General features: G+C 48.4%; 13 protein-coding genes. All 13 read left to right on the forward strand.

Translation table 11 applies throughout. The features are described from left to right. Positions 1 to 792: class I SAM-dependent methyltransferase (locus OS145_RS03695; RefSeq protein WP_006954822.1), on the forward strand; the 792-nt coding region annotated here is incomplete at its 5' end. Between the two features lie 161 nt (positions 793 to 953). Further along, positions 954 to 3,917 (forward strand): TonB-dependent receptor plug domain-containing protein, encoded by a 2,964-nt coding sequence (locus tag OS145_RS03700; protein ID WP_006954823.1) that lies wholly within the window; start codon positions 954 to 956, stop codon positions 3,915 to 3,917. A gap of 211 nt (positions 3,918 to 4,128) precedes the next feature. Then, positions 4,129 to 4,461, forward strand: a complete 333-nt coding sequence (locus OS145_RS03705; protein WP_165477441.1) for a LytR/AlgR family response regulator transcription factor — start codon at positions 4,129 to 4,131, stop codon at positions 4,459 to 4,461. Positions 4,462 to 4,533: 72 nt separating this feature from the next. Then, complete coding sequence (locus OS145_RS03710) at positions 4,534 to 5,085, forward strand: FlgO family outer membrane protein (protein ID WP_006954825.1); 552 nt, start codon at positions 4,534 to 4,536, stop codon at positions 5,083 to 5,085. Positions 5,086 to 5,094: 9 nt separating this feature from the next. Then, entirely contained in the window at positions 5,095 to 5,661 is a 567-nt protein-coding gene (locus OS145_RS03715) for a FlgO family outer membrane protein (protein ID WP_006954826.1), read from the forward strand. Positions 5,662 to 5,725: 64 nt separating this feature from the next. Continuing rightward, a complete protein-coding gene (locus OS145_RS03720; protein WP_006954833.1) occupies positions 5,726 to 6,433 on the forward strand; it encodes a DUF1499 domain-containing protein in 708 nt (235 codons plus the stop codon). Between the two features lie 13 nt (positions 6,434 to 6,446). After that, positions 6,447 to 8,747, forward strand: a complete 2,301-nt coding sequence (locus tag OS145_RS03725; protein ID WP_006954834.1) for a TonB-dependent receptor — start codon at positions 6,447 to 6,449, stop codon at positions 8,745 to 8,747. A gap of 11 nt (positions 8,748 to 8,758) precedes the next feature. Further along, positions 8,759 to 10,900 (forward strand): dihydrolipoyl dehydrogenase, encoded by a 2,142-nt coding sequence (lpdA, locus tag OS145_RS03730; protein ID WP_006954835.1) that lies wholly within the window; start codon positions 8,759 to 8,761, stop codon positions 10,898 to 10,900. Continuing rightward, entirely contained in the window at positions 10,897 to 11,982 is a 1,086-nt protein-coding gene (locus OS145_RS03735; RefSeq protein ID WP_006954836.1) for an ABC transporter substrate-binding protein, read from the forward strand. Before lpdA ends, OS145_RS03735 begins: the two co-directional genes overlap by 4 nt. Then, positions 11,982 to 13,556, forward strand: a complete 1,575-nt coding sequence (locus OS145_RS03740) for an ABC transporter permease family protein (protein ID WP_006954837.1) — start codon at positions 11,982 to 11,984, stop codon at positions 13,554 to 13,556. The genes OS145_RS03735 and OS145_RS03740 overlap by 1 nt, the downstream gene beginning before the upstream one ends. Further along, positions 13,543 to 14,175, forward strand: a complete 633-nt coding sequence (locus OS145_RS03745; RefSeq protein WP_006954838.1) for an ABC transporter ATP-binding protein — start codon at positions 13,543 to 13,545, stop codon at positions 14,173 to 14,175. The genes OS145_RS03740 and OS145_RS03745 overlap by 14 nt, the downstream gene beginning before the upstream one ends. Continuing rightward, the gene (locus OS145_RS03750; RefSeq protein ID WP_006954839.1) at positions 14,168 to 14,782 is read left to right on the forward strand and encodes a CDP-alcohol phosphatidyltransferase family protein; all 615 of its coding nucleotides are present in this window, start codon (positions 14,168 to 14,170) and stop codon (positions 14,780 to 14,782) included. The genes OS145_RS03745 and OS145_RS03750 overlap by 8 nt, the downstream gene beginning before the upstream one ends. Before the next feature lie 4 nt (positions 14,783 to 14,786). Further along, entirely contained in the window at positions 14,787 to 15,572 is a 786-nt protein-coding gene (locus OS145_RS03755) for a sterol desaturase family protein (protein WP_006954840.1), read from the forward strand. The last annotated feature ends 187 nt before the right edge of the window (positions 15,573 to 15,759 follow it).

Here is a 15,759-nt window from a genome sequence, read left to right on the forward strand (position 1 = left end):
TTTGAAGCGAAGTCACCGATTGTCGATATTGGGTGCGGGAATGGCATTCTAATTGGCTGGCTGAACGAATATAAAAATGAAAAGAACAAATCAAAGTGGCAATTAATAGGCGTGGATAGCGCGGCATTGAGACCTACTAACCCCGAGCTGGATGTTCGTGAACTAACGCCATATCAAAGCTTTAAATTAACCGGCAACAAAAAATTGGGCACGGTGGTCTCGCACTACGGCTTAGAGTACGGCCCATTAATCGAGGGGTTGGCGCATTTGCATACGCAACTCAAGAAGGATGGTGCGCTTGTTGCTCTCGTGCATTCAAGTAACTCAACATTAGTGCGCAATAATAAAGCAATGTATGAATTAATGCCGTCACTGATTCGCCACTTAGAGAAACATGTATATAACTTGTATACCTCTATCCTTGAAGCGCGTGGAAAGCCGTTAGGCAAGCAAGCAGCGTTGTCGCAGCGTAAGCTCGATCAACTGGCTCATACGCATCGTAATAACCCAACATTTAAGCGTAGTAATTTTGTTCCGGCTGTACGGCATATTTTACAAGCTGCTTCAAATGGTAAGAAACTAGAGGCTCGGCAGGTATACAATGATTTTCTCAATAACATGAAATTTCATTATGCCCAAATGGACGACATGATACAGGCAGTAGAGCAAGTGAAATCAGCTGATCACCTCGCTCAAGCGGCTGAAAAGGCAGGCTTCAAACGAGTTATGGTACAAGACGTCGAGTTTCCAGAAACGGGTGAAGTCGGCTTCTGTTTACAGGCGATCAAGTAATGATCAGAAACTGTTAAAAGTGTTATAAAAAAGTTGCCTTTGTTGAAAAAATGTGTTTTTCTTCTTCCTGAGCGCAGTCTTGTAAAGGACTGCGTTGAATAACGATTCTATTAACAAGTTGTAGAGAATCGTCATAATAATAATTTTCGGGGAGACTGAACATGAACGAACAGTCATTATTGGCGCGTTCTATCAGAACGATTTTGATGGCGGGTGTTAGCTCTGCGTTTATCGCAGCACCTGCTTTAGCACAAGATGCTCAGCAAGACGATCAAGACGTGGTCGTTTCTGCTTCTGGGCAGGAAGTTGTACAAAGCGAAAACGCACAAGTTGAAGAACGTATTCAGGTTACTGGTTCGCGTATCGGCCGTATTGGTGCCGAAGCACCTAGTCCTGTTACCGTAATCAGCGGTGACGATCTCGTTGAAACCGGTGCAATGAACATCGGTGAAGTACTGAGTCGCTTACCTGCATTGGCAACAACATTCACATTGGCTAACTCAGGCCGTTTCATCGGTACGGCAGGTATCAGTACACTGAACCTACGTAACATGGGTACTGACCGTACGTTGGTATTGGTCAACGGTAAACGTCACGTGGCTTCAGCGCCAGGTTCTAGCTCGGTTGATACCAACACCATTCCAAGTGCTTGGATTGATCGCGTTGAGATCATCACCGGCGGCGCGTCTGCGGTATACGGTGCCGACGCTGTAACAGGTGTTGTCAACTTTATCCTTAAGAAGAACGTCGAAGGCTTAGACGTTACCGCCACTCGAGGTTACGCTGAAAACAGCGACTATTCAAACGAGAAGTATACTTTCTCATACGGTACTGCATTTGCCGGTGGTAAAGGTAACATCGCGGTATCAGCAGAATACAACGCACAAGACTCATTAAATGCGTTGGATAACCCGTGGACTGCAACGTCAACGGCTAGCATGCGTTATGAAGCGCTGTACGGCCCGCGTACCGAAGATCAACTCGACGATCCAGCATACCCAGACAACATCGTAGTGCCTAATGCAGGTTACTATGCGATTTCTAATCAAGGTACTGTATGGGACCCGTTCACCGGCGGTATCTTAGGTACATTTAACCCAGACGGTTCTTATCGCGATACCTATATCGGCGATGTAAACGATACGGCTAGATTGTACTGTCAAGACTGTGATTACATCAACTTACGTCGTTACAGCGAAGTACAGCCAGAATTCTCACGTGTAAACTATAACCTCAAAGGTAACTATGAGTTTACGCAAGACGTGAACATGTACTGGAACGCGAAGTACGTTAAGAGTGAAGGTCAAAATATCGGTCAGCCATTCTTCCGCTTCTTCTCAACGGGTGCCGCAGCGGATAACTACCCTTACTTGTTCAAACGTGACAACCCATTCTTGCCAGAAGCGTTGGCATCACAAATGGATGAGCTTGGCGTACCTTTCCTTGGTTTGAACCGTATGTACGATGATGCAGGTCGTCGTATCGAAGAAAACACGCGTGAAACAAAACGCGCAGTTATCGGCTTTGACGGTATGCTCAACCAAGATTGGAGCTATGACGTTTCATTGGTGTGGGGTAAATCAGACATCGAACGTGTCAATGGTGCTAACGTAATCCTCCAGAACATGGAGTGGGCACTGGACGCGGTTGAAGACGAAACCGGTAACATCGTATGTCGTAGCGAAGAAGCACGTGCTGATGGTTGTGTGCCTTTCAACCCATTCGGTTTGGGCATGGCAAGCCAAGCGTCGCAAGACTACGTTACTACGACTTCTGTCGGTACCTCTGAAATCGAACAAACTGTATTTAACGCAACCTTCTCAAATTCATTCTTGTATGAATTGCCAGCCGGTCACATCGGTTTTGCGGGTGGTGTTGAGTACCGTGATGAATCAAGTGTAACGGTCGAAGACCCCTTTGCAAAAACGGGTGCTACCTTCTTTAACGCACTGGGCGAAACGGACGGTCAATACGACGTTTCAGAAATCTTTGGTGAGATCAGCGTTCCATTGTTACGTGACATGTTCATGGTACAACACCTGAACTTTGATGCTGCAGTGCGTTACGCAGACTACTCAACCATCGGCGGCGCTACTGCGTGGAAAGTTGGTTTAGACTGGACTATCAGCGATGAATTACGTTCACGTTTCACATACTCTGAAGCGATCCGTGCGCCAAACATCGATGAATTGTTCTCAGGCCAAAGCCAGTCATTCGCAGGTGTTGACGATCCGTGTAAAGTGTCTAACTTAGCTCAGCTATCAGCAGACGGCCGTGCGCGTCGTGAAGCTAACTGTGCGGCGTTAGGTGTACCTGCGGACTTCGATTCGAACTATGACTCAGCAACACTTGAGACATTAGTGGGTGGTAACCCAGACTTGAGCGAAGAAACATCAGAATCAATCACTGCTGGTTTCGTTTATTCACCAGAATGGTTGGAAGGTTTCTCTGCAACAGTTGACTATTGGGAAATCGACATCGATGACACGATTAGTGGCATTGGTTTCCAAACTATCCTAAACCGTTGTGTGGATGCTGAGACTATCGATAACCAGTTCTGTAACCTGATCACACGTGACCCAGATACGTCTGAGATTACATTGATCCGTGGTTTCGCACTGAACATCGCGCGTTCATTGAACTCAGGTGTTGACTTCGAGTTCGCGTACGACTTTGATGCGTTAGGTGGTCAGTTCCGCACTAACTTAATCGGTACGTACACAATCGAAGCAAAAGACTACCCATTTGCTGACGAGCCTGATAACTACACTGATTACGCGGGCGTTTTGGGTGACCAAGACTTGCAAATGCAATTGTCTGTACAGTACGGCATCGACAACTGGACGTTTGGCACAACCACTCGTTACGTTGACCGTGTAAACTTGTACGATCCAACCAGTCTTGAGACGAACCCTAACCCAAGTAACGAAATGCAGTATGGCACTTATGTCATTACTGACGTAACAGCGGGTTACAAGTTCGATAATGGCCTAGGTCTTACTTTAGGTGTCGATAACTTCTTCAACCGTGAGTTACCAGGTTATACAACAGGTACTGGCGCAGGCTCTGCAATCTACGACAACATTGGTCGTTTCGCATACCTTCGCGCATCACTTAGTTTCTAAGTGTAAAAAACGCAATCAAAAAGCCCTCTTCGGAGGGCTTTTTTTATGTTTGTCTTACAGAGAGATAGAACAAAATACGGCATTATTAATCATGTTATTTGATGCGTTTAGGTTGAATGATGTCGTGTTAGTCACAAAATATCCCATCTTGAACTGGGTGCCATACCATCAGGTTCTAAACCTTTCTGAGCCTGATGGATGCTGGCGTAGTATGGATAACGTATTTCCCGTAAGGATGGTAGGTAAAATCGTTTTCATTCCTGTCGACGATATTATCTGTATTAAAGGGGCCGCCAATTATGTTGAAATTCACACTCCCGATGAACGACTCCTTCACCGCGATACTATGAAAAATGTGGCAGATACGCTTTGCGGTAATCGTTTTCACCGAGCGCACCGCAGTGTTATCGTCAATTTAAATCATGTGAGAGAACTCACGAGCGAATTAGGCAGACTGACGCTTCTCGTGTTAAGTAATAATGACGAGATACGTATCGGTCAGTCCTACCGCGAAGGTCTATTTAAACGACTAGGCATTAGTTAAGCGCACTAACCAACTAAATTATTTCGATTTCGAGCCGATACAACAACATCACTCTTAATTCAGAGATACCTTATGCGTGTATTGGTTATATTACTCAGCTTAATGGTGCTGCCAGCTAAAGCGCACTCAATTAGTCCGTATGACGAGATCGCTGATCGGTTAGCGCAACAACTGGTAACACAGTTAAATCAATCATCACCTCGCCAAGCGCATGCCCAAGTAGGGATTACACGTTGGGTGATGTCCGACACGCTTGAATTACCGACGTCTGAAAACGCATTGTATTCCGTCAGCCATGAAGTCAGTGAAGCACTGTATAGCCATCTGACAGAGCGAAATGTCAAGCTTATCGACTTTCGCGCTCAGAATGGTGTGACGCTGACATCTGCGGGGGCGACGATGCTAACCAATGATAAACAGCAGTTAAATCTTAATCCCAACTTAGACTGGGTATTAGTGGGGACCATGAGCCGAGAAGATGATGGTGTAATGCTCAGCATTCGGGTGCTCGATCGTCGCTCTCAATCGGTGCTGGCGGCTGCTAATCATTATGTACCCAAGCATTTATATTGGCCGAATAAAAGTGCCCAGATCATCGATGGTCATCTGCAAAGAAGTCGGTAGGAGAAAAGTATGCGATTACCTCTTTTGATAGCGGCGGCATTGAGTTTGAGCGCCTGTACAGTTTTACCTAAGCCGGAGCAAAAAGTCCGCTACGATGACAACGGCAAAAGCGCAATACCCGCGCCCATCAATAGCTACAGTACGCAGTTGGCGCAGCAATTGGTAGCAAACAGTCAAATCGATTTATCGCAGACACACGTCGGCGTCACGGACTTTGTCGGTGTAGAGTCATCTTATCAGCAAGCATCGATACTGGCGCAAGCGATGTCTGAGCAGTTGCGTGGTGAGCTCGCGAGCCGAGAAGTGCCCATTATTGATTACAAAACAACGGACTTTATTCGTGTTACGCCCAAAGGAGACTTTGCCTTAACACGCGACTACCTCGAAGTCGATGAAATCATGCCCATCACCCATGTTGTTGTCGGTACGTATAGCTATTATCGTGACGGAATCTTAGCAAACGCTCGCTTGGTCGATATTAACAGTCGACATGTTGTTAGTACGGGGAGCATTTATATTCCGCGCGTTGATGCGGCACGTCTTAACTCATCTGAAGGACAACCTATTATTCGTTGATCTGGCTTAACCACGCTTTCGTAGTCTAATATCTTATAAAACAATAATTTGTTCGGGACAGACTATGAAAGCGTTGCACTCCATCTTAATTTTTCTTGGGTTACTTTCTCTTATTTTAATCGGCTTGTCCGGCCCGCTTTATCAACTCGAATGGCTCACTTTAGGTGGTGCCTTCACGTTGTTGCGTTGGGCTGTGTACCTTGCCATCGGTGCGGGCATATTAAACATTATTGCGTTATTCGTGCGCCGACCTAAGGGCGCTCGCGCAGGGCTTAGCGTTTTAGCTATTATTGCTGCATTTATTGCGTTTTATTTACCTTATACGCAGTACCAAACGGCAACCTCGGTGCCGCCCATTCATGATATCTCAACGGATACGGTTAACCCGCCTGAATTTGTGGCTATTGCACCTTTGCGTGCTAACGCGCCTAATCCTGTGGAATACGCGGGTGAGGAAACAGCAAAGCAACAAAAAGAAGCGTATCCCGACATTACCACCTATGTTTCTTCTAAATCACCGGACGAGCTCTATCAGCAGGCATTGACGGTGGCTAAGAATATGGGCTGGGAAATTATCGATACGTCGGATGAGCAACATCGGATTGAGGCAACAGCCACAACAACATGGTTTGGTTTTAAAGACGACGTGGTGATCCGCATTCAGGCGCAAAATGACGAAACACTGCTCGACATTCGCAGTAAGTCACGCGTGGGTCGCAGTGATGTGGGTAAAAATGCAGAACGTATACGCTCTTTCTTAAGTCAGCTATAAAAAGGATTTCCCGATGAAGTACGCGTGGTTGGCACTGCTTCCGGTGTCGGTAATGGCACAAGAACCTATCGAAATTATCGAGGTCACCGGCGAAGGGGAAACTCTGGTATTGCCGAGTGAAGAACCGGTCGAAGGGGTGTTTGGCTTGTCCGATGCATTACAGGAAATCCCGCGCTCTGCCACCATGATATCGCGTTCGCTGATGGATCAAGCGGCGATTAATGATCTGCATGATATCGCTCGGTTTGCCCCCAACAGTTTTGCTGCGGCGGGTTTTGGCAATCCTTCACTCCCGAGTATGCGTGGACAGCTCGGTGAGTTATTCGAGGCGGGTATGCGGCGTCAAGCCGGTAACAACGGCTTGGGTGTGCCAATGTCGTTTAATAGTATCGAAGGGATTGCCGTAGTGAAAGGAGCGCCACCGGTGATGCTGGGTACGACTCAGCGCGTCGGTGGCTTTGTTAATTTATTGCCGAAAAAGGCACTGACAGATAAAGAGCGCTCACGGGTTCGCGGTGAATGGGGTCAGTGGAGTCAATACCGTCTGCAACTCGATCATAATGAAGTGCTCAAGCGTGACAAGCATGGGTTACGAGTTAGCGCTGAGTTTGTCGACCACGATAGCTTTTACGATTATACCTCGACTCGCAGTGATGACGTATTTGTCGCCTATCGCTTTACGCCGAACAGCCGCACTGAGTGGGATATCGGGCTTGAGTACTATGATGTCGAGTGGACCGATAACGCGGGTATCAACCGGCCCACCCAAGCGCTCATCGATGACAACCTTTATATTACCGGACAAGGTGTACAGCCTAATGGTTCTACCGTGCCAGGTGCTTACGCGGTTGTCAGCCCGACGGGCCAGGTGGAAATTGATCGCAGTCGCGTACTGACCGATCCAGCGGATATCAATAATGCCAAAACGACGTTGGTTCATTCGACGTTTCAGCAGCAATGGTCTGACGCACTTATTTTTGTAAACCGCACGTATTATCAGTATTTAGAGCGTGAGGGGATTAACCAAAACAGCTTTGTTGAGATTATTGATGGCGCACATACATTCGAAAACCGTGCTGAATTGCACATTAACGATCACACCATTGTAGGCATCAATTTACGTGTCAATGATGTATTGGGTTACAGCCAGTTCAGTACGGAAGCCGATTTACCAACTGACCTCACTGGCCCTATCTCAAATCGGCGTATTCCGCTGACAGCAGCGCAACAGGCACAATTAGTGGAGTTGCGTCCCGGTCTATTTGTTTCACCAGGCACTAACTATGACAACGATGGCGACGGCGTGGGTGATTATATCTTATCGGATACCACCGACTCGTTAAGCCAACAGTGGGGTCTGTTCGCACAGCATGAGCTGGCACTGACTGAGCGTTGGCAAGTCACCGCAGGGGCACGGCTTGATTACTACGATGTGACCGCGAAAGATCCGCTGCCACCCGCTGGATTTGAAGCAGCAGAGGACAGTTACAATGACTGGTTGAGTGCAGTTAGCCTGTCGTCTCAGTATCAACTTTCAACGGCGGTGATGGTTTACGCATCGGCGTACGAAAGCGATTCGACTTCGAATTCAATGGCGGGCGGTACGGTATTAAATGGGAATCAAGTCATTGATTCACAGAATTTCGCCACCGAAAATACACTGTATGAGATTGGTATCAAAATTGCGCCGGTCAACAGTCGTTGGTATACCGATGTGGTGGTATTTGACCAAACACGTAGCTTGCGCAACCGCGACGGTTCTAATAGCGGTATTGCCACACAGGGTGTTGAGGCGCAGTGGAACTATCGTAATGAAAACGGCTTTTGGGCGACACTGGCTGCCAGCTATTTAGATGCGCACTATGATAATTCGGCTGCGTTTCAAGATACGCGTCAAGTCGCGGACTTGTTTGATAATTCACGACCGGACATTATCAATGGTACCGGTGTGGGTGCGCCTAACTTTGCGGCCTTTGCAGCCTCGAACCAACGTTTGCAAGGCGTTCCTGAAGTGCAAGCTTCAGCCGTCGCAGGTTGGCAGCTAACGCCTCAGTGGTCGGTGGGTGGTGATTTGAGTTATACCCAGAGCTATCCGCTTGATTACCTGCAGACTGTGATCATTCGTGATCAGTATATGTTGAACTTAAACGCAACTTATCAAGTGACTGCTCAACTGAGTGCGCGTTTAGATGTGTTCAACGCAACCGATGAAGAAAATTGGTCACCGGTGTTTGAGGGCGGCTATTTCGGCTCCACACTCGCCTCTCCATCACTTCCGCGCCACGCGCAGCTGACTGTTGATTACCGCTTTTAGAAGGAGCTGTTGTGTCTGTAAAAAAAATTCTGCTGGCGCTGGTGATTATCGCGGCCATTGTCGCTGCGGTGATGTTCGATGTTACGCAGTATCTTAATCTTGATACGCTAAAAGCGCAGCAAACGCGTGTTAATGGCTGGTTTGAGACGGAACCGTTACTGACTTTTGCTATCTACTTTGTCGCTTATGTTTTGGTTACTGCGTTATCGATCCCGGGTGCCACGATCCTAACCTTAGGTGCCGGTGCCATTTTTGGACTTGGCTGGGGGGGGCTACTAGCCAGTTTTGCTAGCTCGGTCGGTGCTTTGCTGGCCTTTTTAAGTGCGCGCTTTTTATTAAAGGACTGGGTGCAAAGTAAGTTTGGTCAGCGGCTCGAGGCGATCAATCGCGGCGTAAAGCGGGACGGCGCCTTTTATCTGTTGAGTTTACGGCTGGTACCCATTTTTCCGTTTTTTGTGATTAATCTGGCTTTAGGTCTTACACAGATTAGAACATGGACATTCTATTGGGTGAGCCAAGTCGGCATGTTGTTGGGTACCGTTGTTTATGTCAACGCAGGTACTCAGCTCGCAGAAATTGAACAAGTGGGCGATGTGGTCTCGGCCGATCTCATTGGCGCGTTTGTGTTATTGGGTATCTTCCCTCTGATCGCCAAGTGGTTACTTACAGCTATCAAGCGTCGCCGGGCGTTTAAAGGTTTCACCCGCCCTCAACACTACGACAATAACCTTATCGTCATTGGTGCAGGCTCAGCGGGCTTAGTCAGTGCTTACATAGCGGCAACAGTGAAAGCCAAAGTGACCTTAATCGAACGCGACAAAATGGGGGGTGACTGCCTTAATACCGGATGTGTGCCTTCAAAAGCGTTATTGCACGTGGCTAATCAAGTGCATCACATGCGTCACAGCGAGCAGCTTGGCATTAAAGTTGACTCGGTATCTGTGGACTTTCAGCAAGTGCTTGCGCGAGTACAGCAAGTGATACAACGTATTGAGCCGCATGATTCGGTCGAGCGCTACCAAGGTTTGGGTGTCAACGTAGAGCTCGGTGAAGCGACCATCAAATCGCCGTGGGAAGTGGAACTCAAGCAAGACGGCGAGTCGCGTCGCTTAACTACCAAACATATCGTAGTGGCGACGGGCGCGCGGCCGCTCGTGCCGAACTTACCGGGCATCAACAACGTTGATTACCTGACATCGGATAACCTGTGGCAGCTCCGCGAGTTACCTAAACGCTTATTGATTTTAGGCGGTGGACCGATTGGTTGCGAAATGGCACAAGCCTTTCAAAGACTGGGCAGTGAGGTACATCTGGTCGAGATGAGTGAGCGGTTATTGACTAACGAAGACCCGGATACGTCGACTTATGTTGCACGCGCGCTTCAAGATGATGGCGTTACGTTGCATTTGGGCACCCGGGCGAAAGCCTTTAGCCAAACCGAGCAGGGCGTTGAGCTCACGGTCGAAAGTGAGCAAAGAGAGCAGTCATTGCATGCCGATCGGGTGCTGTTGGCGCTTGGCAGACAGGCGAATCTGGAAGGCTTTGGCTTAAAAGAACTGGGCATTGAGCAGGGTAAAACCATACAGGTCGATGAGTTTATGCAAACCAGCCTGCCGAATATTTATGCCTGTGGTGATGTTGTCGGCCCATATCAGTTTACTCACGTTGCTTCACACCAAGCGTGGTATGCCACGGTGAATGCGTTGTTTGGCCGTTTCAAGCGCTTTCGTGTTGATTACTCGGTGATCCCCTGGGTCACCTATACCTCACCGCAAGTCGCCAACGTGGGTTTGACAGAACAGCAAGCAAAGGCACAGCAGGTTGATTATGAAACCACGTGCTATGACATTGCCGAGCTGGATCGCGCGATAGCCGATGGCAATGCCAACGGACGTGTAAAAGTGCTGACTGAGCCGGGTAAAGACACGATCTTAGGGGTTAATATTGTCGGTCCCCAGGCAGGGGAGTTACTGGCCGAGTTTGTCTTAGCAATGAAGCATGGTATCGGACTGAATAAAATTCTTGGAACCATTCATAGTTACCCCACGTTGGCTGAGGCTAACAAGTATGCAGCGGGCGAGTGGAAGCGCGCGCATGCGCCCGAAAAACTGTTACAGTGGGTTGAGAAACTACACCGATGGTTACGTTCATGAAATATGTGTTTCTACTACTGACCGCGATATCAATAATGGGCTTTCCGACAAACAGTTCGGCACAAGGTAAGCCGAAGCCCGTTTATTTTTATGCGTGGGGCGGTAATCCCGCCGTTAATGATTACATTCGCTGGGCCGCCAAGGAACTGCGACCGCAAGGTATTCAGTTACAACACGTGAAGGTGGCTGATATCGCTGAGGTGGTTAAGCAACTGGTTGATGGTCAGAGCAACGCCGATTTAATATGGATTAATGGCGAGAACTTTCATGCGTTGAAACAGGCTGATCGCCTGATGCCGATACTCACCGAGCTGAATATTAAAGAGAGATTGAATGATCAACTGAGTTGGCAAAGCGACTTTGGTGAACCGGTCGCCGACCTCGAGGTACCGTGGGGCGTCGGACAGTTCTATCTCTTGACCTGTAACACATGCGTTGCCGGTGATCACATCAGTGCCGCGGAATTACTGGAGTATGCTGCTGAACATCCCGGTCGTATTACGTATCCTAAACCGCCGGAGTTTCATGGCACCACGTTTTTAAAATCATTATTGCTGTCGCTTTCTGAGCAAGATGAAGCATTTCTCAAGCCTGTCGATGCGGTCGACGCCGAAAAACTGACAGCACCTTTGTGGACCTACTTAGACGAGTTACAGCCGTTATTATGGCAAGGCGGCGAGAATTACCCGTCGAGTGCGGCACAACAACTAAATTGGTTCGCTAACAAGCAACTTGATGTCGCGCCGTCGTTTAATCCGAATGAGGTTAAAACACTCGTCAATCAGGGACGAGTGCCGGCGGGCACCAAACGCATCACCTTAGGCGACGCGGCTATCACCAATAGTCATTATTTAGCGATTCCAAAGAGCAGTGGTCATCCCCAGGCCGCGAAGCAGGTGATTACCTTTTTCCTATCAGAGGCCGCACAACGCAAAAAAGCTGACTTATCGGGCTGGGGTGACCCGACAGTATTGGATATAGCGCTACCCGATACGCCGGCGATGTTGCCAGTCGCGGCGGAGTTTCATGTCAGTTGGCAAGCCTATTTAGAGCAACAGTGGCAACAACGATATCCGCGCTAATGATAAGTCGTATGGTGCGCGTAGCAATAGCATTGCTGTGGTTAATACTGCCGTTGGGCGTTGTGCTCTGGCAAAGCACAACGGCGTCTTTTGAAGGGGCGTTGAGCGATGCATTCAGGGCGTTGAGCGGTAGTGCCTGGCTGACATTCGCGGTGACGTTGATAACCAGCCTGATAGTACTTTTTGGTGCCCTTGGCTTGGCTCGGGGTAAGCGCCTCAGTGCGACTTGGACGAGTTTTATTGCCGTCCCCCATGTTGCGTTCGCCATTGGTCTATTATGGCTAGTGAGTCCGTCGGGTTGGTTAGTGCGTATCGTCGACGCGTTATTACCCATGTGGCAAGGGCCCTTACAGTCCAGTTGGCTCAGTAGCAAAAGCGCCTTTACCCTGATGGTGGCGTTAGTGCTCAAAGAACTACCATTTTTAATACTAATGGCGCAGGCGAATGTTCAACAAATGCCCGTTCTACGCTGGCAACAGCAAGCACAGGCGTTAGGTTACAGTCGCCGCAGGTTTTGGTGGTTGATAGTCGTACCCGCTTTACTTAGACGAATCCGTTTGCCGCTTTACATCATTGCCATTTACACCGTGTCTGTGGTCGACATTCCATTGCTCGTTGGGCCTAACGCGCCCGCACTTTTGGCACAGGCAGTGTTTGAGCTTAACTGGCAGTTTAATAGCAATACGCAAGGATTAGTCCATTGGGGTTCGTTGCTTTTGGTGCTTGTGGCTATAGTCACCTTAGTCGTGCTACGTGTCGTCGAATGGGTACTGCAGCGTTGGCTTAGCTCCCTTGCTGCAAGCGGAAAGCGGACACCCGTCGCTCAAACCACAGGTAAACGTGCGGGTCTACCTTGGTTTTGGGCGGGATTGGCAGTCATTATTTTTATAAGTTTATTACTGCAGTCAGTTCAGCAGTCGTGGTTTTATCCGTCCTTGTGGCCGCAGGGTTGGCAATGGTCACGTTGGCTCGCCGAATGGCCCTATATCGCACCTTTGCTTTACAACACTTGGATACTCGCCGTACTAAGTGCCACGCTAGCTTGGTTGTCAGCCGTCGCACTATTGGAAGTGCAGGCGCAACGTCAGCAACATCAACTGCACGTTGGCTGGCTGGCAATGCTGATGGTGCCGCAATTAGTTTTGGTTTTGGGCTGGCAACAGACCATTGGGCCCGATAGCGGGTTGATTGGGTTGTTATGGTCTCATACTGTGTTTTGTTTTCCTTATGCGTACTTAACATTGCACGGGGCTTACCATGCGTATCCTAGACGGTGGCTCTGGCAGGCGCGCAGTCTGGGTTATGGTCCTTGGGCGGCATGGTTTAAAATATTAGTTCCCATGTTAAAGCGACCATTAGCTTTAGCTTGGGCGATGGCATTTTCGATCAGTGTAGCTCAGTATTTACCAACTCAATGGCTGGCACCGGTGACCCATCCTACATTGACGACTGAGGCTGTCAGCATTGCGTCGGGCGGGGATTGGCGACTCGGTAGTGTCTATGCCCTGGCACAATGGGCGAGTGTTTGGATCGTATTCATGTTGGCTTTATGGGGGACACGTGCTCGAAATTAATCATCTCACTATGGTGTTTAAATATCATCAGTTAGTGATTCCATCGCTGACTGTATCAGCCGGTGAAGTACTGACGCTGACAGGTGCCAGCGGTATTGGTAAATCAAGTTTATTACAGTGGATACTGGGTGTACCGCAACCTGACATCACGATTGAAGGTCAGATCAAGCTCAACGGCGAGGATGTAGGAGCGTTACCCATTGAACGCCGACAGATAGGGTTAGTGACACAGCAAGTGGATTTATTTCCGCACATGACCGTCGAGCAAAATCTATTGTTTGCACTCGCTGCTAAGCAGGGTGATGATGCAGCGCGGCACGACTGGGTAAAACAAGAGCTCGATTCGGTTGCACTCGCGGACTACGCCACGGCCTACCCAACGGAGCTCAGTGGTGGTCAAGCAGCCCGCATTGCCTTGTTACGCAGTCTTGCATCGGCACCCAAGAGTATACTGCTTGATGAACCCTTTTCAGCGCTCGACGTAAAACTAAGAAAGACCATACGCGATTTTACTTGGACAACGCTGACAGCAGCCAGCATGCCTGCCATCTTGGTGACGCATGACGTACAGGATGCCCCCGGCAACATCGTCAACTTAGAAGATTACTACTATGATTGATCGCTACTTGATTCCGCCATTGCATCGGTTGCTCAATAAGCCCGGACAATGGATCGCTGCGCGTTCTATAACGGCGAATCAAGTGACCCTAATAGGGTTTATTATAGGTATGTTGGCACTGCCACTACTCGCCGTGGGTGCGTTTGAGCTGGGGCTTATCGCTATTTTATTTAATCGTATTGCAGATGGGCTTGATGGTGCCGTTGCTCGGTGTACTGAAGCAACCGATGCGGGTGGTTTTTTAGATATCGTCTTGGACTTTATTTTCTATCAAGCGGTGGTGGTCGGGTTTATTTTAAATAGTCCACACGAGCACCTGTTACCTGGACTCTTCTTAATGTTGTCTTTCGTTGGCACTGGCACCAGCTTTTTAGCCTTTGCCGTGCAGGCGTCTAAACGGGGGGTGGACAACCCGCATTATCCGAACAAGTCGATGTATTACATGGGCGGACTTGCCGAAGGTTTTGAAACCTTCGCAGTTTTTATTGTGTTGTGTTTACTGCCGCAGCACTTTGGCATTATCGCTTGGTTGTTTGGCGGGGTGTGTTGGGTGACGACGACAACACGTATTTGGGCCGGCTTTAAAACGCTCAAGGCATACGAGTAAAACGATGGAAACATGGATTCGATTAAGCATTTTTCTCGCTGTACTGGCACTCATGCTTTTATGGGAAGCAAGACAGCCTAAACGTGTAGCGCGAGTGAGTCGCTGGCATCGTTGGCGCAGTCATCTTGCTCTGATCCTCACGTCCAGCGTGCTCATGCGCTTAGTTGCTCCAGTTGGCTTAACAGGGATTGCTTTATGGGTCACTGAAAACAACTGGGGCGTGTTTAATCAATTTGAGCGACCATTGTGGCTCGCCATTGCTTTGGGTCTAATTGCACTGGATGTTGTACTGTATTGGCAACATCGAGCGTTCCACCGTATACCATGGCTATGGCGTTTGCATCGGGTACATCACGCAGATCCAGACTTTGACGTGACTACTGGGGTGCGCTTTCACCCGATTGAGATGTTGCTCAGCTTGGCCATTAAAGCCGCCACGATCACCTTACTGGGTATACCGGCGAGTGCTGTACTGATATTCGAAATAACTTTAAACGCTTGCTCGTTGTTTAATCATGGTAATGTGCAGCTACCTCCAAAGCTCGAATCGATTGTACGTAAAATTCTTATTACTCAAGAATTACACCGTATTCATCACAGTAGTCTTAAACGCGAGACGAATAGTAATTATGGCTTCAGTGTAGTCTGGTGGGACTGGCTATTTGGTAGTTACACCGATCGAGCGAGCGCGGGGTCTGATCACGTCGATATTGGCTTACAAGCGTATCGCAACGAAAAACAGAACACACCTTATATCGAGTTAATAAAGCTCCCATTTTACAAAAATTAGCAACGCTTGCGTAAGCTTTCATAAACATGATACTCATAGCAAAACAAGGAAGGTTTAAAACACACGATACTCTAAGTAAAAAAACAACGTATGAGTATGATATTAAGACTAGCGTTGCCTATTACAAACAGTGCTACTATTAATTAAGAAACATTAAGCAAATAGTCGTGAGTCTCTTTTTAATTAT

Source organism: Idiomarina baltica OS145, assembly GCF_000152885.1.
Lineage (GTDB): Bacteria > Pseudomonadota > Gammaproteobacteria > Enterobacterales > Alteromonadaceae > Idiomarina > Idiomarina baltica.

Coding starts and splice junctions, on each gene's coding strand:
- OS145_RS03720 (WP_006954833.1), top strand. CDS start 5,726: ATGAAAGCGTTGCACTCCATCTTAATTTTTCTTGGGTTACTTTCTCTT.
- OS145_RS03735 (WP_006954836.1), top strand. CDS start 10,897: ATGAAATATGTGTTTCTACTACTGACCGCGATATCAATAATGGGCTTT.
- OS145_RS03750 (WP_006954839.1), top strand. CDS start 14,168: ATGATTGATCGCTACTTGATTCCGCCATTGCATCGGTTGCTCAATAAG.
- OS145_RS03755 (WP_006954840.1), top strand. CDS start 14,787: ATGGAAACATGGATTCGATTAAGCATTTTTCTCGCTGTACTGGCACTC.
- OS145_RS03740 (WP_006954837.1), top strand. CDS start 11,982: ATGATAAGTCGTATGGTGCGCGTAGCAATAGCATTGCTGTGGTTAATA.
- OS145_RS03725 (WP_006954834.1), top strand. CDS start 6,447: ATGAAGTACGCGTGGTTGGCACTGCTTCCGGTGTCGGTAATGGCACAA.
- OS145_RS03700 (WP_006954823.1), top strand. CDS start 954: ATGAACGAACAGTCATTATTGGCGCGTTCTATCAGAACGATTTTGATG.
- OS145_RS03705 (WP_165477441.1), top strand. CDS start 4,129: ATGGATAACGTATTTCCCGTAAGGATGGTAGGTAAAATCGTTTTCATT.
- OS145_RS03710 (WP_006954825.1), top strand. CDS start 4,534: ATGCGTGTATTGGTTATATTACTCAGCTTAATGGTGCTGCCAGCTAAA.
- OS145_RS03715 (WP_006954826.1), top strand. CDS start 5,095: ATGCGATTACCTCTTTTGATAGCGGCGGCATTGAGTTTGAGCGCCTGT.